The organism is Nonomuraea sp. NPDC049750 (genome assembly GCF_040659625.1).
In the GTDB taxonomy this organism is placed as follows: domain Bacteria; phylum Actinomycetota; class Actinomycetes; order Streptosporangiales; family Streptosporangiaceae; genus Nonomuraea.
Map to the genome: position 1 here is coordinate 50,044 of NZ_JBFANB010000022.1, position 18,401 is coordinate 68,444.

Sequence of the window (18,401 nt, forward strand, 5' to 3'; positions counted from 1 at the left end):
CGCCGGCGACGCAGGGTCATGGCGCGCTCACCCACCGATCGCGCAGGCTGGTCAGGATGATCACCGAGACGGCCAGCAGGACGAGGCTGAGCACGATGGCCGCCTCCGGCTCGGTCTCCAGCGCCAGATAGACCGCCAGCGGCATGGTGCGGGTGGTGCCGGGGAAGTTGCCCGCGAACGTGATCGTCGCGCCGAACTCGCCCAACGCCCGCGCCCAGCACAACACGGCCCCGGCCACGACACCCGGCATGACCATCGGCAGCGTCACTCGCCGGAACACGATCCACCGCGAGGCGCCGAGCGTGGCCGCGGCCTCCTCGAAACGTCGGTCGGCACCCCGCAACGCCCCCTCCACGCTGATCACCAGGAAGGGCATCGCCACGAACGCCTCGGCGATGATCACCCCGGCGGTGGTGAACGGCAGCGTGATGCCGAACGTGGCCTCCAGCCACTGCCCGACCAACCCGCGCCGCCCCAGTACGAGCAGCAGCGCCACACCGCCGACCACCGGCGGCAGCACCAGCGGGACGGTGACCAGGGCCCGGACCAGCCGCCGCCCGGGAAACGACACCCGGGCCAGCAGCCAGGCCAGCGGCACCCCGAGCAGCAGGCACACGGCGGTGGCGATGGTGGCGCACACCAGCGACAGCCGCAACGCCTCCAGCACCTGCGGCTCGGCCAGCCGCTCCAGCAGCGTGGACCAGGGGGCGCGGATCAGCAGCCCGGCCAGCGGCAGTACGAGGAAGACCAGACCCACGACGGCGGGCACGACCAGCATCCACGGCAGGCGCCCGGAGACCTCGCGCCCCACGGTCGGCCGACCGCCGGGCCCGCGTGGCGAGCTCGACAGGTCGACCTGCTCCGGCACGGAAGGGTTCATGAGTGATCAGGGCGCCTCGAAGCCGGCCTTGGTCAGCACGTCCTTGCCCTGCGGCGACAGCACCAGATCCACGAACTGCTTGGCCAGGTCACCGGCCGGAGCCTTGGCCAGCGTGGCGATCGGATAGTCGTTGATCGCCTTGTCCGCCTCAGGGAACTCCAGCCCCTGCGCCTTGCCCGCCGAGGCGATCACATCGGTCTTGTACACCAGCGCCGCGTCCACCTCACCCAACTCGACCTTGGTCAGCGTGGCCTTGACGTCCTGCTCCAGCGTCACGGGCTTGACCTTCAGCCCGGCCGCGTCCAGCGCCTTGACCGCCGCCGCCCCGCACGGCACCTGCTCGGCGCACAACGCCACCTTCACCTTGCTGTCGGCCAGGTCCTTCAACTCATCCACCTTGGCCGGATTGTCCTTCGGCACGGCGATCTCCAGCTTGTTACGTACGAACGTGGTCGGCGCACTCGCCAGCGACCCGTCGGTCACCGTCTTCATCGTGGCCGGGCTCGCCGCGGCGAACACATCCGCCGGCGCTCCCTGAACGATCTGCTGGGCCAGCGTCGCGCTGGAGCCGAAGTTGAACTTCACCGTCGTCCCCGGATGCGCGGCCTCGAAGGTCTTGCCGAGCTCGGTGAACGTCCCGGTCAGCGACGCCGCCGCGAACACCGTCACCTCCTTGGCCCCGCCCGCGGCGGAAGCCGACGCCGATGCTGTGGAGGAGGTGGCTGGTTGACCGGAGCCGCAACCGGACAGGCCCGCCAGCGCGAGCGCGACGGGCAGGGCGATCGCGCATCGGGAAAGACGCCTGAACACCAAGGAGGGCTCCTCACAAATAACTGGCCACGCGCTCGTGACCGGGAATCTCCACGACGACGTTGGTGGACTTGATCACGGCGACCGCCACCACCCCCACCTCCAGGCCCAGCTCATCCGCGGCCTGGCGGCTCATCAGCGAAACCACCCGAAACGGCCCGGCGGCGATCTCCACCTGCGCCATCACCGCATCGCGGAGCACCTCGGTCACGATCCCGCGAAAGCGGTTACGCGCCGAGGAGCGACTACCGCCGTCGCTCTCCTCGATCTGCGAGCGAGCGAAGGCGGCCAGGTCGGCGCCGTTGACCCGCCGGTGACCGTGCTCATCCCGCTCGGCGCCCAGCCGACCCGCGTCCACCCACCGGCGAACGGTGTCGGCGCTGACCCCGAGCAGTGCCGCGGCCTCGCTGATCCGAAACGTCGTCACAAGCCTCACCATACCTTCCGCACATTCAAGCCTGAATACCCGTCTTCTACCGCAGCAGCGGCATGACTTACGGCCTTGCCCTGGCATCCACGAGATCGGAGCGCAGCCTCGCGAACCTCGGTTCTCCCGTCGCTGGGCAGTCGCGTCCGCGCTCGCCGCCGCCCTGCCGGCCACGCTCACGCCCGCCACCACAGACATGGCCGCGGTCGCTGCCGGTCCATCCTCCGCCAAACAGAACACCGTCGGCACGGTCGTCCTCATGGCGACCGGGATGCGGATGCTCACCAGCCCCGGCGCGGACCTGCTCCGGCCCGGCCTGGTGCAATGGCTGCTATGACGATCGCCCGTTCTCTGCTGTTGTTCGGTTTGGCCGCGCTGTTCGAGATCGGCGGCGCCTGGTTGGTCTGGCAAGGCGTACGCGAGCAACGCGGCCTGATCTGGGTCGGCGCGGGCGTGATCGCGCTCGGACTGTACGGTTTCGTCGCCACCTTCCAACCCGACGCCCACTTCGGACGCGTCCTGGCCGCCTATGGTGGCGTGTTCGTGGCCGGCTCGCTGATCTGGGGCATGGTGGCAGACGGCTTCCGCCCCGACCTCTGGGACGTCATCGGCTCGCTGATCTGTTTGGCGGGCGTCCTGGTGATCATGTACGCGCCCCGCGGCTGACCGGCACGGCGCAAAGGGCCTGCGCTTCGCTCCGGGCGTTCTTCCAGGGGGCGCCTGCGGCGCACAACGGGCTTCGCAGTCGGCGCTTCGCGCTTCGGGAGCTCAGGCGTAGCTCCCAGTCGGGCCAACGGCCCGACCCCTGCAGGACCTCGCTTGCGCTCGGACGCCCTCCCAGGCGCAGGCTTCGCCTACGCGTTCTCCGTTGGCCTCACGGGCAAGAGATATCGCTGCCAGTGATGCGCAAGGCAGCAAGGCGTGGCCTTAAGGGTCTCCCGGGCCTCGTCCCAGGCGAGGACCAGGGAAGTCGTCGAGCCGCCGTACTGCCAGATGGCTGACGGCGGCTGAAGGATCAGGATCGAGCAGGGCGGCCTGCGCGTGAGGTTGCTGCTGCAATTGAGCGTAAGTATGTTGCCGCCATGGATCACCCTCCACCGACTCGCACCACCATCTGAGCAAGACGAGGTCTCGCTGACCAGGTGTCCGCCCTTGCCTGCGAACCGCGTGGTCAGGTGTCGTACAAGCCGTCCCAGGGTTCGTAAAAGCCGATGCCGTTCGGATAGAACTCGGCGCGTTCTTCGCCTTCGAAGGTCTCGATGACGAGGCCGTACAGGATGTCGGTGCCGGTTTGTTCGACGCGGGTCTCGAGGTGGCGGCCGGCGGCGACGACGAACAACCTGCGAGCGGGCGAAGGGTCTGCGCTCCCCACGACCCGGTCACAGACTGGGTCGGTTGCCTGGGTTGTTCCCTGTGGCTCGGGTGAACGGGACGAGTGTGATGAGGTCGCGGACGGCGGCCAGGTGGGCGGGGAAAAGCGGGTCGAGGAGACTCAAGAAGAGGACGATGGCCCAAGCCAGTGCGGCGATCAAGGCTCCACCGTCGAGAGGAGACGGGAGCGTGAAACCCAGCCGGTCGGTGATGAGAAGACAGGCAAGGGGGACCAGAGCGATGATCAGGGTCCGGGCGGCATCCATCGTGCGGACGTGCCAGGTGCGGCGCGTAGCTTCGGGGGTGGTCTTGCGGGTGGGGAGTCGGTCGTATTCGCCCGTGAGGATGGTGCAGGTCAGGTCGGCGATGCGCCTGCGGAAGTCGTCGTGGGTGGTCATGGAGGGCAGTGCGATCCACAGCTGGAGGTCGATGACGGCTTGGGAGGCCTCGATCGCACGGGCACGGACGACGGCCCTGGTCAGAGGGGTTCCGTTGCGGGTGACGGCCGGGATGCCTGCCCGCAGAAGGAAGGCGGCCTTGGCCAGCAGGGTGAGGATCTCCTGACGGGCATTGGGCGCCAGACGGCCGCGATGGTCGAGTTCGGTGCGGGCGAGGATGGCCGTCAGCTTGTCAAACAGAGGTTCGGTCAAAGAGATGCGAGACTCGCGGTCCCACAGCCACATCGCCGCGTTGACCAGGATCCATATAAGGACCAGGGCAACGCAGGTGGTGCCGATGCCCTGGAGGATCGGCATCCACCATCGGTCCGCCAGGTCGACGGCCCATGCGGGGCCACTGGCGTAGCGGATGTAAAGGGCGGCCGGAAAACAGCCGAGTCCCCCCACGCTGAGCAGCATAATCGATGAAGCGGAAGAGCGGGCGATGCCGGCGCTTCTCGGCCCAGTCGCAGATCGTCAGGAAGACCGCGGGGCCCAGGACGGCCTGGATGAACTCCTGCCAGGAGTTGATGGAGAAGACCGCCACCAGGACGGTGAAGGCCGCGGCGAGCACCAACAGCACGGCGAACAGAGTCAGGTTCCCCTCAAAGAACCTGCGCTGGACCGACCGGCGGGCGGTGGACGCGGCCGCCGCCCGGAAACGGCCGCGCAGGCGTGCCGGGTCGGTGGCGGGGTTCAGGCTCCGGGCGAAGAGCGGCCAGGTGCCGTCCAGCTGCTTGGCCAGGCCGAACATCTCCGTCAGGTAGGGGCGCTCATCTTGCGGAGGGTCGGCCGCTGTGGCGGGCGCGACGGGGTCGACATTGGGGGGTACCGCTTCGTCGGTCATGAGGGTGTCCTCACGGTGAGCGGATCAAGGAAGGCTGTAGGTCCCGTTGAGGAGCGGACCGCTACGCGCGGGCGGCTTACCTGTCGACATTACAAAGGGGGCGATGCCGAGGTGGAGACGAGACAGGATCGTGGCGCAAGCAGTAGTGGGCCACGGTGAACTCCGCAACGTAGGCCGTGGCTCGCGACAGATCACGTGGGCGTGGACCCGGAGGGTGAGTCATGGATCCGAATCGCCGGGACGGGCTTGCGACGACGTGTACCGGGACGTCTGTATGCCCAGGTGAAGCGGCATAGGTACCCCTAGCTATACCCCCATTGGGGCGTACATGGGAGCGACCGGGAGGGCCCCTGACTGGTGTGCTGATCACTGTCAGTCAAGCGCATCTCTCTCAGGAGAAAATGAAATGACAGTCGACAGTCGGCCGGGCAGCGAGCATTACGCGAGTCAGACAGGGCTACGGGGTTTCATCCGTCGTCGTCCGCTGCTCAGTTTCTTCGTACTGGCGAATCTGATGAGCTGGCTCGCCTGGACGCCCTACATTCTCTCGGCGACCGGCCTGGGGGTTTTAGATTTCACCTTCCCCTCGGTGCTCGGGACCACGCAGTTCGCCGGTGTTCTCCCCGGCGCCTATCTCGGACCCATCTTCGCCGCGTTCATCGTGACCGCGGTGGCGGACGGCAAGGCGGGCCTTCGTCGGTGGGTCGGGCGGATGATGAAGTGGCGGGTCAGCTGGGTCTGGTACCTCGGGGCCGCCGCTGGTGTTCCCGCCGCCATCATCGTCGCCGGTTACGCGCTGTCCAACGAAGACATCCACATGCCGCCCGTCGCCGTGCTGGTGGCCTATCTGCCCAGTCTGCTGCTCCAGATGGTCACCACCGGTCTGGCGGAAGAGCCCGGCTGGCGTGACTTCGCCCTGCCCCGCCTGCAGCGCAAGTTCGGTCCGCTGGTCGGCACCCTCATCCTCGGCCCGCTGTGGGGCTTCTGGCACGTGCCGCTGTTCCTGAGCGAGTGGGGCGGGTGGCCGAACGTCACCTGGCTCACGGTCGCCGAGTTCATCGCCTTCGCCTGCCTGTTCAGCGTGATCGTCACCTGGGTGTTCAACCGGACCGGCCAGAGCCTGCCGCTGGTCATGGTGCTGCACGTCAGCGTCAACAACTTCATGTCGCTCGCCTACGCGGACATGTTCCCGTCGATCGCCAACGCGCAGCAGACATCCCACGTCACCCTGCTGGCGAGCGGTACGGCAGCGATCATCATTCTCGTCGCGACCCGCGGCCGTCTCGGCTACCGCAAGACCGAGGAACCCGCGCCGGAGGTCACCCATCAGAGCTGAACGACCACACCGCGGGGGCGAGGGCGTGGGACCGGGAACTGGTCCCACGCCCTCTGTGCGTCTTCGCCTCGGAATCGCCACCGCCCCGGTTACGGAATGTCCTCCGCGTGGTCCCACGATGCCGACGGCCACCGCCCCGGTTACGGAACGTCCCCCGCCTGGTCCACGATGCCGACGGCCACCTGCGCCACCGAGAGGACCACCTCGCCCTTGGGCAGCTTGCCGTACGGGGACCGCGCATCCGCTCCGCCGATGTAGACGCGGCGCCCCCCGAGCAGGGCGAAGGTGTTCGGGTCGATGATGATTTCCTGGCGAATCCCCTCGTCGGTGTCATCCGTGTAGATGGCCAAGCCTTCTCTGCCCAGCAGATCGCGTACCTTCTCCACACCGACCCCGTCCAATTTCGACAGGACGGTGTAGAAGGCGGCGCGCAGGCGAGCCCCTGGAGCGCCTTCTTGCAGGATCATCAGGACCTGATGGGAGATCGCCCGCGCCTCGGGCAGAGGGATCACCTCCGCTGTGTCCTTTTTCAGGCGTTCCAGTAGAGCGTCCGGATCCAAGGGGAGTGAGCGTAGGTAGGCGGGGTCGAAACGTACGCGGGGATCCTCCCCGCCTTTGCGCCTTGTGATCGTCTTGCTGCCTTGCTCCCGCATGGCCCTTTCCTTGCCGTCCCCCCGGGTCCACAGTTCCACGGTGGACCGCGAGTTCGCCGAGGCGATCTTGGGTGTGCGGTAGAAGTCCCTCTTGGTGTAGACCCACTGATCGGCTCGCGGGTAGACGTCCGTCTGGCGGGCCGCCGCCGCTGTCGCGTGCTTGGCCAGGGTCTCCGCGTTGGCCGCGGCCAGCCATGCCGGGGCGGTGGCGGTTCCTCCCTTCCCCTGGTCATCCGTACGGACGGACTGCACCACTGTGACGCCGGCCGCGATCGTGACGCCGAGGACGCCGACGGCGGCGACGCGCAGCGCCATACGGGGGAGCCGGCGAGTCGGTCGCTCCTGAGCCATCGAGGCCAGCATCCGCCGCCGGGCGCCCTGGAGATCGCGTTCTTCGCTCTGCCGCACCTGCGACCGCAGGTCGCGGACCATGTCCAGATCGTTCATCAGACCTCCTCGGTCACGTCAGTCGGGTTGCTGCCGCCCAGCGCGTAGGCGATCTTGCGGCGGGCGCGGGACAGCCGGGACCGTACGGTGCCGATGGGCACACCCAGCGCGTGCGCCGTTTCCTCGTAGCTGAGATCACCCCAGGCGATCAGCAGCAGCACGTCGCGCTCGCCTCGACCCAGCTTGGCCAGGGCGGCCGCGAGCCGTTCCCGGGTCGCCGAGGCGGAGACCCGGGCGGCCACCCGCTCGTCGAAGGCCACCGCCACGGGGTCCTCGCCGGTTCGGGCGAGGGCCCGGTAACCGCGTACCTCTGCCCTGCGGTGGGTGCCGATGATGTTCGTGGTGATGCCGTACAGCCACGGCAAGGCGTCCGAGCGGTCGAAGGCGTACGTGCGCCGCTTCTCGAACGCCCTGGTGAACGTCTCGACCACCACGTCCTCCGCGTGATCTGGACCGAGCCGCCGGACGACGTAGCGGTGCAGTACGGCGGCATGCCGGTTGAACAACTCGGCGAAACGCTCCGGCTCGCGCAGCGACGCTTCGATGATCGCCGAGTCCTCCATCGGGTCCGGCGCGTCGAAGGCCGCCGAAACCGCGGGTGTCGCCATGCGGAGCGTCAGGCCCGCCGGGGTCGGCTCCTTATCTGGAATGGGGGTCACAGCCGTACTTATCCGGATGCTGGAGAAAGGTTCCCATCCACATCCCGGACGTCAGCTGTGGAGGGTGAGCGGGGTGAGCTGGTGAATGTCATGGCGGACCCGCAGGGCCATGATGTGGCCGACGCTGCTCTCCCGGGCGATGTCCACCACGGACCTGCCGCGCCGCGCTTCGGCCGCGATGCCCCTGGCGGTCACCTTCCGGCCTTCCAACATGGTCAGCACGAGGGAGACCCCATGGACCCCGCGCATCGCGGCCCGTAACGACGCCGGGTCGTCCAGGTCGCCGACAACGAGCTCGGCCCCCGCCTCGCGCAGCGCCTTGGCGGCTGACGCGTCGGTGTCGCGGACGAACGCGTGGACGGCGCGACCCCGTTCGAGCAGTTCTCGTACGGCTCCGCTGCCCTGCTGGCCGGTGGCCCCTATGACTAATATCGGCCCATTTTGATCGCTCATGCACTCTCTCCTTGGTAGTCGATGATGGCGGCGTCAGTCAGGAATGGGCGGAGCTGTCCGGTGAATCCGTACTGGCCCCGGCGAGTGCGGCGAGTTCGCCGCGCTTGCCGTACCAGGCGCTCCAGGCGGCGATCAGGCAGAGCGTGCCGACCAGCAGGGCGGTCGACAGCCCGGTCATCACGTCCACGGGGAGCAGGTAGATGAGCGGGATGCGGATCAGCGACTCGGCGACCAGGGCCATCACCCAGGTCAGGGTCATCACTAGATAGATGCGCCGGAAGGTCGGCTCCGCCCGGTACAGCACCCGCCAGCGGGCCGCCGTCTTCTCGTCCTCGGCGCCGAAGCGGATGGCCAGCGCGAACGCGGCGGGCCGGCCGACCAGGCAGGTGGCCGTCAGGACGGCGGCGATCGCGAACGTGCTGACGGACTTGATGGCCAGCATGAAGCGCTCGTCGCCGGTGAAGAAGGCCAGCACCAGGCCGATGCCGAAGACCAGGCCGGTGAAGGCGGCGAAGCCGTCCAGCCTGCGCTCGCGGAGGGCGATGTAGGCGGTGCGGGCGAGGCCGACCACGGTGGCGGTCAGCAGCGCGGTGTACTCGCTCACGTGGAAAGCGCGCAGCAGGTAGTACGCGGCGATGGGCGGTGCCACATCGGCCAGGATCGTCTTGACGAAGCCGCCTTTCATGACCAGGTCCTTTCCATAGCTGGGCTCCTTATTGCGAAGGATTTCGCTTCAAGATAAGCCCTTGGGAAGAGCTAACGCAAGGAACTTCGCGTTAAAGTGGAGGCATGCAACAGGCACGAAGGCCAGGAGGCCGCAGCGCACGCGTCCGCCAGCAGGTCCACGAAGCGGTCCTCGACCTCCTGTCAGAACAGGACTGGCACAGCCTGTCGATCCCCCAGATCGCCGAGCGTTCGGGCGTCCACCAGGCCACCGTCTACCGCCGCTGGGGGACGCTGGAGGCGCTGGTCGACGACGTGGTGATGGAACGGCTGTCGCAAGAGTCGCCGGTGCCCGACACGGGCTCGCTGCGCGGCGACCTGGAGGCCTACGCGGTCCAGCTGGCGGCGGACGTGGCCGGGCCGCTCGGCGCCCTGTACATACGCGCCGCGCAGATCAGCACCCGAACCCACGAACACCAGACCTACTTGACCGACCGGGCCGTCCAACTGCAGGACATGCTGGAGCGGGCGGCCAAGCGCGGGGAGGGCTCTACCGACCTGCTGGAGTTCATGGAAGTGATCATCGCGCCGGTCTACTACCACGCGATGTTCTTCAACCGCCCCATCGGCCCCGACCACGCCCGCACCCTCGTGGACCGCCTGCTCCGCCTCAGAAAGTGACCTGCCGCTCGGCGGATGACCAGTGCGCGCCTGCCGGTATCCCGGCTATGCCGCAACTCGGATTCGTGGGGCGGGACACGGCGGTAGCGTCTGGGGCGTGATCAAGGTGCTGCTCGCCGACGACGAGGTCCTCGTCCGGGCGGGTGTGCGAGCCATCCTGGCCGCCGCCCCCGACATCGAGGTGGTCGCGGAGGCGGGCAACGGACGGGAGGCGCTCGAGCTCGCCCGCACGCACCGGCCGGACGTGGCCCTGCTCGATATCCGGATGCCGCTGCTGGACGGGCTGAGCGCGGCGGCGGAGCTGCGCCGGGCGGCCCCGGATGTCGCGGTGGTGATGCTGACGACGTTCTCCGAGGACGAGTACATCTCCAGGGCACTGGACGGCGGGGCGAGCGGCTTCCTGCTCAAGTCGGGAGATCCGTACGAGCTGATGGCGGCGATACGGGCCGTGCACGGGGGTGCGGCGTTCCTCTCGCCGCAGATCACCCATCGGGTGATCCAGCAGGTCAGTGGCGGCCGGATGAGCCGGCAGTCGGCGGCCAAGGAGCGGATCGCGGTGCTCACGCCGCGCGAGCGGGAGGTGCTGGCGCTGGTCGGCGCCGGGTTGTCCAACGCGGAGATCGGCGGGCGGCTGTTCTTGGTGGAGGGGACGGTCAAGGCGTATGTGAGTGCCGTGCTGAGCCGCCTGGGGCTGAAGAACCGGGTCCAGGCGGCCGTGCTGGCGTACGAGGCCGGGTTGGTCCCGCACGACTGACGGGATAAGCCAGTCAGAACATCGTGAGTTCGCACGGCGTACCCCCGCGATCCGCTTAAGCGTCGCGTTTGCGCATCACCCACACCCCAGCGGCGACCACCACCGCGGCCCACGCGGTGAGTACGAGGCCGGATGCCGCCTCCCCCGCGATGAAGCGCTCCCCGACGGGGGCGGGCGTGTAGTCGGCGAGCGTGTTGAGGAACTCGGCGCCCAGCGAGGTGGCGAGCCCCTGCAGCCCGATCGGGAGCACGTACAGCAGGGCGAACAGTGTTGTGATGGCCCCGGCCGATCTGCGGATCAGCGTGCCGAGTCCGAGAGCCAGCACGGCGATGAGCGCCAGGTACGCCGCGATGGCCAGGATTCGCCCGGTCACCTGTCCGGCGTCGAATTCCCAGTACTTCTCCAGCTGCGGCGCGCTGGCCGCCACGCCGAGGACGGCGACGAGCCCGCCGGCGACGAATATCGTGGCGCCCACGACGGCCGTCTTGGCCAGCAGCAGCCGGGCGCGGGAGGGCGTGCAGGCCAGCGTCACCACGATGCTACGGGTGGCGTACTCGCTGGTCACCGCCAGCATGCCGAGCGATCCGAAGATGAGCTGCACCCAGTCCAGTCCTTCGAGGACCGACGACACCGGCTCTACCGGTAGGCCCTGTTTGCGCAGAAAGACGGCCGTGTCCTTCGCCTCCAGCACCGCCACCAGCAGCATCGTCAAGAGCGCGCCGCCGGCGAACCACCAGGTGGAGCGGACGGAGCGGAGCTTCAGCCACTCGGCGGCGGCCGCGCGGGTCAGGGCGTTCATGCGTGGGCTCCGAACTCGGTGCTGTCGGCGGTCAGCCGCATGTAGGACTCCTCCAGCGAGGACTCGACGGCGCGCAACTCGTACAGCGGCAACCCCAGCTCGTACGCCTGCCGGCCGATCTGCTCGGTGGTGTGGCCGCTGACGGTCAGCTCGTCCGGGCCGGTCCAGCGCGCGGCGGGCAGGACGTCGGCCAGCGGTCGCAGTCGCGGTCCGCGTACCCGCACCTCCGAGCCGGCGATCAGACGCTCCATGGGCTCGTCGGCGATCAGCCGACCCTTGCCGAGGACGATCAGCCGGTCGGCGGTGCGCTCCATCTCGCTCATCAGATGGGAGGAGACGAAGACGGTACGGCCCTCGGCGGCCAGCGATCTGAGCAATGTGCGGATCCAGCGGACCCCGTCGGGGTCGAGGCCGTTGACCGGCTCGTCCAGCATCAGCACCTCGGGATCGCCGAGCAGCGCGCCCGCGATGCCGAGCCGCTGGCTCATGCCCAGGGAGTACGTTCCGGCGCGGCGGCTGGCCGCCTGCGTCATCCCGGTGAGGGCGAGGACCTCCTCGACCCTGGATGAAGGCAGGCCCTGGCTCACGGTCATGGCGCGCAGGTGGTCCCGGCCGCTGCGGGCGGGGTGGACGGCCTTGGCGTCCAGCAGGGCGCCGATGGTACACAGCGGACGGTCGAGGTCCGCGTAGGGGCGGCCGCCGATCAGGGCGGTGCCGGAGGTGGGGGAGTCCAGGCCCATGATCATGCGCATGGTGGTCGACTTTCCGGCGCCGTTCGGGCCGAGGAAGCCGGTGACCGTGCCGGGGGTGAGCTCCAGGGTGAGATCGTCGACGGCGGTCTTGTCGCCGTAACGTTTGGTCAGTCCGTGCAGGGTGATCATCAGGCTCCTTCGCCGACAGGGGTCTCGACCATAGGGATCCGGAGATGGCCGGGATCATGCACGATCGGCAGCGGGTGACCCTTACTTTCGTCAGGTGTCGCGGCGTGCGGCGCCGCGTAGCGTGACCGCCATGAATCGGTCGTTCCGCGACATCGTGGCGATGAAGGCGTTCCCGGCCGATCTGCTGCTCTGGCTGGCGGTCACCGTGCCGGTGTTCCTGGCGAACGAGTCGCCCGAGGTGAGGCAGCCTCCCGGCCTGCCGCTGCCCTGGGTGCGGATCGCCGCCGTACCGCTTCTGGCGCTGGCCGTGGCCGTGGGCCGACGGTGGCCGGTCGTGGCCGCGGCCGTGCCGGTGGGGCTGGCTCTGGCGGTGACACCGGAGCTGTACACCGACACCTTCATGATTCCCCAGCTGCTGCTGGCGTTCCTGCTGGGGCGACGGACCGCCGGCATGCGTGCCGGGCTGCTGTTCTTCACCGGGGTGTGCCTGGCGGGACTTGTGGCGGTGAATCTCACCCCTGGCAGCACGCTGTCGAACTGGTTGTCGCTGGTCACCACCGCGGTGACGAACATCCTGCTGCCCTGGCTGGCCGGCCGGTACGTCCGCCAGCACGACGGCCTCATCCGCAGCGGATGGGAGCTCGCCGAGCGGCTGGAGCGAGAACAGAGCCTGATCGGTGAGCGGATGCGACTGGTGGAGCGGTCCCGGATCGCCGGTGACATGCACGACTCGCTGGGGCACGAGCTGAGCCTGATCGCGCTGAGCGCCGCCGCGCTTCAGGTACATCCGGGGCGGGACGAGTCCGCCCGCCAGGCGGCCGCCGAGCTGCGCGTTTCCGCTGCGAGGTCCACCGAGCGGCTGCGCGAGATCATCGGGGTGCTGCGGGAGGAAGGCGAGAGCGCGCCCGTGCTGCCGTCCGGCGACACCGTGGCCGCGCTGGTCGAGCGGGCCGCCGCGTCGGGGATGGCGGTGACGCTCCACGGCGAGCTGGAGCCGTTGCCGCCGATGGCCGACCGGGCGGCCTACCGGGTGGTTCAGGAGGCCCTGACCAACGCCACCAAGCACGCGCCGGGCGCCGCGGTCACCGTACGGCTGGGCACGGACCACGCGTCCGGCGAGGCGGAGGTCACCGTGGTCAACGCGGCGCCCCCGGCCGGGCCACTGCCGGCGCCTCGGCTGGGGACAGCGGCCTGGGCGGGGGCAGTGGCCCGGCCGGCGGTAGCGTCGGGGTCCGGTGGCTACGGGCTGGTCAGTCTGGACGAGCGGGTCCGGCTGGCCGGGGGCAGGCTGCGGGCGCGGCCCGCCGACGGCGGCTTCGCCGTCACCGCCCGGCTGCCGCTCACCGCGGGGGCCGCGGCCACGCCACCCGACTCGCAGCGGGAGCTCGCCCTGGCCCGCCGCAAGGTACGGCGCAGAGTGATCGACGCGATCTGGCTGCCGATCGCGGCGGCCGCCGCTCTGACGCTGGTGACCTCCGGTTACGACCTCTACACCGCGCGCCGCTCGGTGCTGGACGCCGGGGTGTACACGGAGCTGCGGGTCGGCCAGAGCCTGGCGTCACTCGGGTCACGGCTGCCCGCGTACCAGGTGGACGCCGGTGGGCGGCCGAGAGGCGCGCCTGCGGATCCGCGGGGCGCTGACGAGTGCCGCTTCTATCGGATCAGGGCGAACTCGCCGTCGCCGGCGTACCGGCTGTGTTTCACCGGCGGTCGGCTGTCGCACAAGGACGAGGTGCCGACCGTACGGCGCTGACGGCCGTGGCCTGTGGCGGGGGGAAGTGCGTCTGAATCAGCCTCTGGGCAGGGCGAAGACCGATAGCTTGAGCTGGGGGTGGAAGTCGGTCGGCAGGTCCCCGGCTTCTTGCCAGCCGAGTTTGCGGTAGAGGACGGCGGCAGGAGCCTGGGGGCTGGTGATGAGCCAGGCGGTGGGCCAGGAGCCGGTCGCCTGGGTGAGCAGGTTTCGGCCGATTCCTTGACCCTGGTGGTCGGGGTGGATGAAGAGCTCGACGACCTCGAAGGCGTCGCGGGTGAGCGCGGTGGTGGCGTCCAGGCCGAAGGTTTTGATGAGGGTGTCGTAGACGTGGTTTCCGGTCAGGTCGGCGGGGGTGGGCCAGCCGTAGCAGACACCAACGAGCCGGCCGGCGTCGTCACTGGCGGTATGAGCGATGAAGCCGGGCCGTTCCATGGATGCGGCGAGATTGGCGGGGTAACCGTTGAGCTGTTCAGGGGTTTCCGACCATGGCGGGGCCGCGTAGCAACGCTGGTACAGGTCGATGAGCTGCGCATGCATGGTGGGTGTGATGTCGAGTTGGCGGTATTCGTAGGTCACTGGACGTCCTTGCTGCTGGTGTGTGGTCCGCCCGCGCTGCCGCACGCCGGCTGAGGGACTCTGGAGGGTTCGGCGGCCCGCGTGCCCCGTGACCGAACGCTTGCCTGCTCGTCCGCGCGAGCGTCCCGTCGGTCCGCGCCCAGGGCGTGGCCGGATCCCCTTTCTGGAGCTCACGATGGCATCCCTACCGCGATTCGTCCTGGCGGCCCTGTGCACCGCCGCCTTCGTCATGCTGGGCGCGCCGGCCGCGCTCGCCCACGACGGCCTGAAGAGCAGTTCGCCCGCGAAGAACGCCAAGGTGGCAGTGGTCAAGCGGATCAAGCTGGAGTTCCATACCCGAGTCCGCTTCCCCACGGTCGTGCTGTCGACGGCGGACGGCAAGAAGGCCGCTGTCGGCAAGGCCAAGGTGTCCGGTGCCACGGTCACTGCCGCTGTCTCCAAGCCGCTGGCTGCGGGCAAGTACGTCATCGCCTGGCGGGTGGTCTCCTCCGATGGCCATCCGAACGAGGGCAAGATCCCCTTCAAGGTGACCGGCCTGACCAACGCGCACCTGGATCGTACCGCTCCGTTGATCGACGAGATGCGGGCGATCGCCGGGGCGATGAAGGTGGCGCTGAGCAGCGAGGAGACCGAGCGCCTCGCGGACCTCTCGCGGAAAGTCACCCGCTAAGGAGCACCAGTGGATGCCCGTCCTGGCCCCTCGCCTTCCGCTCCCGGTGCCGACCGTTGTACGGATTGGTGAACCGTCCGAACGCTTTCCGTGGCCGTGGACCATTACGGCCTGGGTTCCCGGCGAGCCGACCGACCGGGCCTCCATCACCCATGGCGGGCACGCGGCCGACAGCTTGGGGGGCTTCCTCCGGGCGCTCCATCAGCATGCGCCGGCCGATCGGGATCACGGAGGCGCCGGACCTCGCGGCCGCGTGGCTGCTCCTGTCCTCAGGAGCGGACACCCGATTCCTCACCGCGTACGCGTCACGGACGAGGCGATGATCCGGCGCGCACGAGGGTGGGCGATCCTGCGCGGCCTGATGCTCATCAGTATCGGCCGGGCCGGAGACCGGGGCCTCCCCGGTGGGGAGACCTGGGGGCCCGCTGGTCGCTCGGCGATCGACCGTGTTCTGGCGTCGATCTAGGTTTCCGTACGGGTCACGCCTTTCCAGACCCTCCGGTTCCAGCTGACCGCAACGGGTGCCGCATGACCGCGATTCTAGCGCCGCTAGCGCAACTGTCGCGGCTATGTTAGCGTCACTCTTGCAACTAGCAGCGCTAGAAATTGGAGTGGATCGTGCTTACCCCCATCGCTTACGGACTCGCTGTCGTGCTCGACCTGTTCATCCTCTTCATCGGCCTGCAGTTCCTGCGGGTGCCACAGACCGCCGCCGCCGGCTACGGCGTGCCTGCCAAGAAAGACGGGGACGCCGTCTACCTGACCGTCAAGGGCCAACGCGACGCCGTCTACGGCATCGTCGGCCTGGCCCTGCTCTTCTTCGTCGGGGTCCGCGCCGAGGCCTGGTTCATGCTGGTCGTCGCCCTCCTCCCGCTCACCGACACCATCATCGTCCTGCGCAACGGCGGCACGAAGGCGGTGGCGTTCGGCATCCACTTCGCCACCGCCGTGGTCGTCCTCATCAGCTCCCTCCTGCTGTTCCTCGCCTGAGCCTGAATCTGAAGGAGTCATCGAAATGTCGCTCATCGTGCCCAACTTCGACAGCAACGCGAACGGGTCCGTCATCGTCAGATCCGGGGACGCCGAAGTGATCGGCCAGGCCCCCACCACCATCCGGCTGCTGGCCGACAGCAGCTCAACCGGTGGCGCGCTGTCGACCCAGCGAGTCACGCTCGCGAACGGCGCGGACGGCGCCAAACCGCATCGCCACGGCGCCTCCGCCGAGCTGTTCTACATGCTCGACGGCACCGCGCAGCTGTTGTCCGGCGAGCAGGTCGTCACCGCCGAGCGCGGGGACCTCGTGATCGTGCCGGCCGGTCTTCCCCATGCCTTCGCCGCGGCGCCGGGAGAGGACGCCGACATCCTCATCGTCATCACTCCGGGCGTCGAGCGGTTCGAGTATTTCCGCCACCTGGAGCGCATCGCGTACGGCAAGGTGCCGCCGGAGAGCCTCCTTGACGTGCAGGAGCTCTACGACACCTACTTCCTCACCAGCACGACCTGGAACGACGCCAGGTCCTGAAGCGCCGCCAGCCCCCCAGAAAGGCCCTAACCATGAAAAAGCTCCTCCATGCGGCACACATCTACATGATCATTGGCGTGATCAGCGGACTGTACTATCGCGAGCTCACCAAGTTGACCGACTTCACGGGCGACACCCAGCTCGGCGTCGTGCACACGCACCTGCTCGCGCTCGGCATGCTCTTCTTCCTCATCGTGCTGGCGTTGGAGAAGCTGTTCACCTTGTCGGCCAGCAGGCTCTTCAACTGGTCCTTCTGGGTCTACAACGCCGGTCTCGCGTTAACGGTCCTGATGATGATCATCCACGGCACCCAGACCGTCTTGGGCGCTCAGACCAGTGCGATGATCTCCGGACTCGCCGGATTGGGACACATCGTGCTGACCGTGGGCTTGGTCCTTTTCTTCATCAACCTCGGCAAGCGGATCGCTGCCGAAGACGAATCCTGATCATGGGGCCCTCAGCAGGTGCGGAGCATGTTGAGCAGGGCCACCTTCTCCTTTCGGGTCACGAGGAGCCGGTAGTGATGCTTCACGGTGATCCACGAGGTCGCGTACCGGCACCAATAGGCGCGCCGCGGCGGACGCCAGCTCTGCGGCCCTTGGCCGCCCTTGGCGATGTTGGCGGAGTGGCTGACCACCACCAGCTCGGGGCGGGTGAGGTCGTTGGCGAAGGCGCGGCGCCGCGCTTGGCTCCATTTGCTGGCACCGGAGCGCCAGGCGTACGCCAATGGCACGACATGGTCGACGTCGACCAGCCTTTCGCTTTTCAGCCGTTTACCGTCGTACGGGCTGTACCAGACGCCCTTGACCGGGTGGCAGGCGGCGTTTCTGCGTACGTGTCGCCCGTCGCGGGCCAGGACCACCTCTCGTGCGTCGCACCTGCCCTTGTGGTGCGCCCACCGGGGCAGGAACCGCCGGTGGCTGTAACCACGGCTGGATAACGGCTTGGCGACCTTCAACCGGGCCAGCATGCGGCGGCCCGCCGTCCCGCCCTCGGCCTGCGACCGTTCGCGCACGTCGGCGGCCGCCGGTGGCGTGGCCGTGGCGGCGGTGATCGGGATGGCCAGAAGGGTGAGTACGGCGACTCCCACTGTCCGCCTCAAAAAGATCATGCTTCTACCCTTACCAGCTACTTCCGCTGACCGCGATTTTCACGACAGGGACGCTGCGGATCCGCGGTGCTGACGGACCGTGTGGGAGGAGTCGCCAGTACGGCAGGGGCACCGCTCGTTACGTCGCCCGGTCTAGTAGATGCGGTACTTGCGGCCGCAGTTGTCGAACTTGCCCGCCCAGCAGGTGAACGTGTACACCTTCTTGATCCCACGCCCGCTCCAGCGGCCGACGACCTCGCCGTCCCACGACTGGTTGAACTTGTGCCAGCTGCCGTTCTTGTAGTACTCGAACCACACCCAGCCCTTCTTGCCGCCGACGTTGTCCACCCCGTGCCACGTCGTGAAGACCTTGCCACCGCTCTTCCACGTCCTGCCGAACGTGTACGCCTTGCGGTCACTGGAGAAGAACTTGCCCCAGTTCACCGTGAAGTTGGTCGCGCTCGCGGTGGTGGTCGTGGACTGGGTGGTCGCCTGGGCGGCCGGGCTGAGAGCGATACCGGTGAAGGCCATCGAGCCGGCCAGAGCCGCGATCGCAAAGGTCTTACGCATTGGGTTCCTCCCCCTTGTCGGTGCTGCCGGGTTCGTCCGGCAGGACAGACATTAGGGAGACGGCCAGCGATCAACTGTGCAGAAATCCGCACATCCAAGGTGATCAGCACCACACGCGTACG

Annotated in this window: 25 protein-coding genes; 11 read left to right on the forward strand and 14 right to left on the reverse strand. The window is 68.5% G+C overall.

The features are described 5' to 3' along the window. Positions 1-16 precede the first annotated feature (16 nt). The 3 genes from AB0J16_RS40695 to AB0J16_RS40705 form a co-directional block, all read right to left on the reverse strand. Positions 17-778 carry an ABC transporter permease gene (locus tag AB0J16_RS40695; protein WP_358550384.1) on the reverse strand — a complete coding sequence of 254 codons (762 nt, stop codon included), beginning with the start codon at positions 776-778 and terminating at the stop codon, positions 17-19. 108 nt (positions 779-886) lie between these two features. Then, positions 887-1,693, reverse strand: coding sequence for a molybdate ABC transporter substrate-binding protein (gene modA, locus AB0J16_RS40700; protein ID WP_358550143.1), 807 nt, complete (start codon positions 1,691-1,693; stop codon positions 887-889). Between the two features lie 10 nt (positions 1,694-1,703). After that, complete coding sequence (locus AB0J16_RS40705) at positions 1,704-2,117, reverse strand: TOBE domain-containing protein (protein WP_358550145.1); 414 nt, start codon at positions 2,115-2,117, stop codon at positions 1,704-1,706. Positions 2,118-2,313: 196 nt separating this feature from the next. On the opposite strand from AB0J16_RS40705, the gene AB0J16_RS40710 reads away from it, so the two are divergent. Further along, positions 2,314-2,454 carry a hypothetical protein gene (locus AB0J16_RS40710; RefSeq protein WP_358550147.1) on the forward strand — a complete coding sequence of 47 codons (141 nt, stop codon included), beginning with the start codon at positions 2,314-2,316 and terminating at the stop codon, positions 2,452-2,454. Further along, on the forward strand, positions 2,451-2,783 hold the full coding sequence (locus AB0J16_RS40715; RefSeq protein ID WP_358550149.1) for a YnfA family protein: 333 nt from the start codon (positions 2,451-2,453) through the stop codon (positions 2,781-2,783). The genes AB0J16_RS40710 and AB0J16_RS40715 overlap by 4 nt, the downstream gene beginning before the upstream one ends. Before the next feature lie 505 nt (positions 2,784-3,288). On the opposite strand, the gene AB0J16_RS40720 is transcribed toward AB0J16_RS40715, so the two are convergent. Both AB0J16_RS40720 and AB0J16_RS40725 read right to left on the reverse strand, forming a co-directional pair. Then, on the reverse strand, positions 3,289-3,456 hold the full coding sequence (locus AB0J16_RS40720; RefSeq protein ID WP_358550150.1) for a hypothetical protein: 168 nt from the start codon (positions 3,454-3,456) through the stop codon (positions 3,289-3,291). A gap of 40 nt (positions 3,457-3,496) precedes the next feature. Further along, on the reverse strand, positions 3,497-4,243 hold the full coding sequence (locus AB0J16_RS40725) for a hypothetical protein (protein WP_358550152.1): 747 nt from the start codon (positions 4,241-4,243) through the stop codon (positions 3,497-3,499). Positions 4,244-5,178: 935 nt separating this feature from the next. Between AB0J16_RS40725 and AB0J16_RS40730 the strand changes: the two genes are divergently transcribed. Further along, positions 5,179-6,108 (forward strand): type II CAAX endopeptidase family protein, encoded by a 930-nt coding sequence (locus AB0J16_RS40730; RefSeq protein WP_358550154.1) that lies wholly within the window; start codon positions 5,179-5,181, stop codon positions 6,106-6,108. Positions 6,109-6,248: 140 nt separating this feature from the next. Here the strand turns inward: AB0J16_RS40730 and AB0J16_RS40735 are convergent, their stop codons facing one another. The 4 genes from AB0J16_RS40735 to AB0J16_RS40750 all read right to left on the reverse strand — a co-directional run bounded on the left by AB0J16_RS40735 (position 6,249) and on the right by AB0J16_RS40750 (position 9,005). After that, positions 6,249-7,208 (reverse strand): CU044_5270 family protein, encoded by a 960-nt coding sequence (locus AB0J16_RS40735; protein WP_358550156.1) that lies wholly within the window; start codon positions 7,206-7,208, stop codon positions 6,249-6,251. Then, the gene (locus tag AB0J16_RS40740) at positions 7,208-7,816 is read right to left on the reverse strand and encodes an RNA polymerase sigma factor (protein WP_358550158.1); all 609 of its coding nucleotides are present in this window, start codon (positions 7,814-7,816) and stop codon (positions 7,208-7,210) included. Before AB0J16_RS40740 ends, AB0J16_RS40735 begins: the two co-directional genes overlap by 1 nt. A 102-nt stretch (positions 7,817-7,918) precedes the next feature. Then, complete coding sequence (locus tag AB0J16_RS40745; protein ID WP_358550160.1) at positions 7,919-8,320, reverse strand: NmrA family NAD(P)-binding protein; 402 nt, start codon at positions 8,318-8,320, stop codon at positions 7,919-7,921. Between the two features lie 37 nt (positions 8,321-8,357). After that, positions 8,358-9,005 carry a VC0807 family protein gene (locus AB0J16_RS40750; protein ID WP_358550162.1) on the reverse strand — a complete coding sequence of 216 codons (648 nt, stop codon included), beginning with the start codon at positions 9,003-9,005 and terminating at the stop codon, positions 8,358-8,360. A 104-nt stretch (positions 9,006-9,109) separates the two neighbouring features. Between AB0J16_RS40750 and AB0J16_RS40755 the strand changes: the two genes are divergently transcribed. After that, positions 9,110-9,664: a TetR/AcrR family transcriptional regulator gene (locus tag AB0J16_RS40755; protein ID WP_358550164.1), complete on the forward strand. Its 555-nt coding sequence runs from the start codon at positions 9,110-9,112 to the stop codon at positions 9,662-9,664. 97 nt (positions 9,665-9,761) lie between these two features. Beyond that, positions 9,762-10,418, forward strand: coding sequence for a response regulator transcription factor (locus AB0J16_RS40760; RefSeq protein ID WP_358550166.1), 657 nt, complete (start codon positions 9,762-9,764; stop codon positions 10,416-10,418). A gap of 55 nt (positions 10,419-10,473) precedes the next feature. On the opposite strand, the gene AB0J16_RS40765 is transcribed toward AB0J16_RS40760, so the two are convergent. Beyond that, on the reverse strand, positions 10,474-11,217 hold the full coding sequence (locus AB0J16_RS40765) for a hypothetical protein (protein WP_358550168.1): 744 nt from the start codon (positions 11,215-11,217) through the stop codon (positions 10,474-10,476). Next, positions 11,214-12,098: an ATP-binding cassette domain-containing protein gene (locus tag AB0J16_RS40770; protein ID WP_358550170.1), complete on the reverse strand. Its 885-nt coding sequence runs from the start codon at positions 12,096-12,098 to the stop codon at positions 11,214-11,216. Before AB0J16_RS40770 ends, AB0J16_RS40765 begins: the two co-directional genes overlap by 4 nt. Positions 12,099-12,228: 130 nt before the next feature. Here AB0J16_RS40770 and AB0J16_RS40775 point away from each other — a divergent pair, with 130 nt between their 5' ends. Further along, positions 12,229-13,851 carry a histidine kinase gene (locus tag AB0J16_RS40775; protein WP_358550172.1) on the forward strand — a complete coding sequence of 541 codons (1,623 nt, stop codon included), beginning with the start codon at positions 12,229-12,231 and terminating at the stop codon, positions 13,849-13,851. Between the two features lie 36 nt (positions 13,852-13,887). On the opposite strand, the gene AB0J16_RS40780 is transcribed toward AB0J16_RS40775, so the two are convergent. Further along, complete coding sequence (locus tag AB0J16_RS40780; protein ID WP_358550174.1) at positions 13,888-14,427, reverse strand: GNAT family N-acetyltransferase; 540 nt, start codon at positions 14,425-14,427, stop codon at positions 13,888-13,890. Positions 14,428-14,602: 175 nt separating this feature from the next. Here AB0J16_RS40780 and AB0J16_RS40785 point away from each other — a divergent pair, with 175 nt between their 5' ends. From AB0J16_RS40785 to AB0J16_RS40805, 5 genes are all read left to right on the forward strand, one after another. Then, positions 14,603-15,097: a copper resistance protein CopC gene (locus AB0J16_RS40785; protein ID WP_358550176.1), complete on the forward strand. Its 495-nt coding sequence runs from the start codon at positions 14,603-14,605 to the stop codon at positions 15,095-15,097. A 13-nt stretch (positions 15,098-15,110) separates the two neighbouring features. Then, positions 15,111-15,563 (forward strand): phosphotransferase, encoded by a 453-nt coding sequence (locus AB0J16_RS40790; protein ID WP_358550177.1) that lies wholly within the window; start codon positions 15,111-15,113, stop codon positions 15,561-15,563. A 152-nt stretch (positions 15,564-15,715) separates the two neighbouring features. Then, positions 15,716-16,087: a DUF4267 domain-containing protein gene (locus AB0J16_RS40795; RefSeq protein WP_358550179.1), complete on the forward strand. Its 372-nt coding sequence runs from the start codon at positions 15,716-15,718 to the stop codon at positions 16,085-16,087. A 25-nt stretch (positions 16,088-16,112) separates the two neighbouring features. Further along, positions 16,113-16,619 carry a cupin domain-containing protein gene (locus tag AB0J16_RS40800; RefSeq protein ID WP_358550181.1) on the forward strand — a complete coding sequence of 169 codons (507 nt, stop codon included), beginning with the start codon at positions 16,113-16,115 and terminating at the stop codon, positions 16,617-16,619. A gap of 32 nt (positions 16,620-16,651) precedes the next feature. Further along, a complete protein-coding gene (locus AB0J16_RS40805; RefSeq protein ID WP_358550183.1) occupies positions 16,652-17,065 on the forward strand; it encodes a DUF2871 domain-containing protein in 414 nt (137 codons plus the stop codon). Between the two features lie 11 nt (positions 17,066-17,076). Here the strand turns inward: AB0J16_RS40805 and AB0J16_RS40810 are convergent, their stop codons facing one another. After that, complete coding sequence (locus AB0J16_RS40810) at positions 17,077-17,730, reverse strand: HNH endonuclease family protein (protein ID WP_358550185.1); 654 nt, start codon at positions 17,728-17,730, stop codon at positions 17,077-17,079. Positions 17,731-17,862: 132 nt separating this feature from the next. Further along, positions 17,863-18,279 (reverse strand): hypothetical protein, encoded by a 417-nt coding sequence (locus AB0J16_RS40815; RefSeq protein ID WP_358550186.1) that lies wholly within the window; start codon positions 18,277-18,279, stop codon positions 17,863-17,865. Positions 18,280-18,401 lie beyond the last annotated feature (122 nt).

Coding starts and splice junctions, on each gene's coding strand:
- AB0J16_RS40710 (WP_358550147.1), top strand. CDS start 2,314: ATGGCCGCGGTCGCTGCCGGTCCATCCTCCGCCAAACAGAACACCGTC.
- AB0J16_RS40735 (WP_358550156.1), bottom strand. CDS start 7,208: ATGAACGATCTGGACATGGTCCGCGACCTGCGGTCGCAGGTGCGGCAG.
- AB0J16_RS40800 (WP_358550181.1), top strand. CDS start 16,113: ATGTCGCTCATCGTGCCCAACTTCGACAGCAACGCGAACGGGTCCGTC.
- AB0J16_RS40715 (WP_358550149.1), top strand. CDS start 2,451: ATGACGATCGCCCGTTCTCTGCTGTTGTTCGGTTTGGCCGCGCTGTTC.
- AB0J16_RS40775 (WP_358550172.1), top strand. CDS start 12,229: ATGAATCGGTCGTTCCGCGACATCGTGGCGATGAAGGCGTTCCCGGCC.
- AB0J16_RS40755 (WP_358550164.1), top strand. CDS start 9,110: ATGCAACAGGCACGAAGGCCAGGAGGCCGCAGCGCACGCGTCCGCCAG.
- AB0J16_RS40790 (WP_358550177.1), top strand. CDS start 15,111: ATGCCCGTCCTGGCCCCTCGCCTTCCGCTCCCGGTGCCGACCGTTGTA.
- AB0J16_RS40740 (WP_358550158.1), bottom strand. CDS start 7,816: ATGGCGACACCCGCGGTTTCGGCGGCCTTCGACGCGCCGGACCCGATG.
- AB0J16_RS40805 (WP_358550183.1), top strand. CDS start 16,652: ATGAAAAAGCTCCTCCATGCGGCACACATCTACATGATCATTGGCGTG.
- AB0J16_RS40815 (WP_358550186.1), bottom strand. CDS start 18,279: ATGCGTAAGACCTTTGCGATCGCGGCTCTGGCCGGCTCGATGGCCTTC.
- AB0J16_RS40770 (WP_358550170.1), bottom strand. CDS start 12,098: ATGATCACCCTGCACGGACTGACCAAACGTTACGGCGACAAGACCGCC.
- AB0J16_RS40695 (WP_358550384.1), bottom strand. CDS start 778: ATGCTGGTCGTGCCCGCCGTCGTGGGTCTGGTCTTCCTCGTACTGCCG.
- AB0J16_RS40810 (WP_358550185.1), bottom strand. CDS start 17,730: ATGATCTTTTTGAGGCGGACAGTGGGAGTCGCCGTACTCACCCTTCTG.
- AB0J16_RS40730 (WP_358550154.1), top strand. CDS start 5,179: ATGACAGTCGACAGTCGGCCGGGCAGCGAGCATTACGCGAGTCAGACA.
- AB0J16_RS40785 (WP_358550176.1), top strand. CDS start 14,603: ATGGCATCCCTACCGCGATTCGTCCTGGCGGCCCTGTGCACCGCCGCC.
- AB0J16_RS40745 (WP_358550160.1), bottom strand. CDS start 8,320: ATGAGCGATCAAAATGGGCCGATATTAGTCATAGGGGCCACCGGCCAG.
- AB0J16_RS40765 (WP_358550168.1), bottom strand. CDS start 11,217: ATGAACGCCCTGACCCGCGCGGCCGCCGCCGAGTGGCTGAAGCTCCGC.
- AB0J16_RS40725 (WP_358550152.1), bottom strand. CDS start 4,243: ATGCCGATCCTCCAGGGCATCGGCACCACCTGCGTTGCCCTGGTCCTT.
- AB0J16_RS40750 (WP_358550162.1), bottom strand. CDS start 9,005: ATGAAAGGCGGCTTCGTCAAGACGATCCTGGCCGATGTGGCACCGCCC.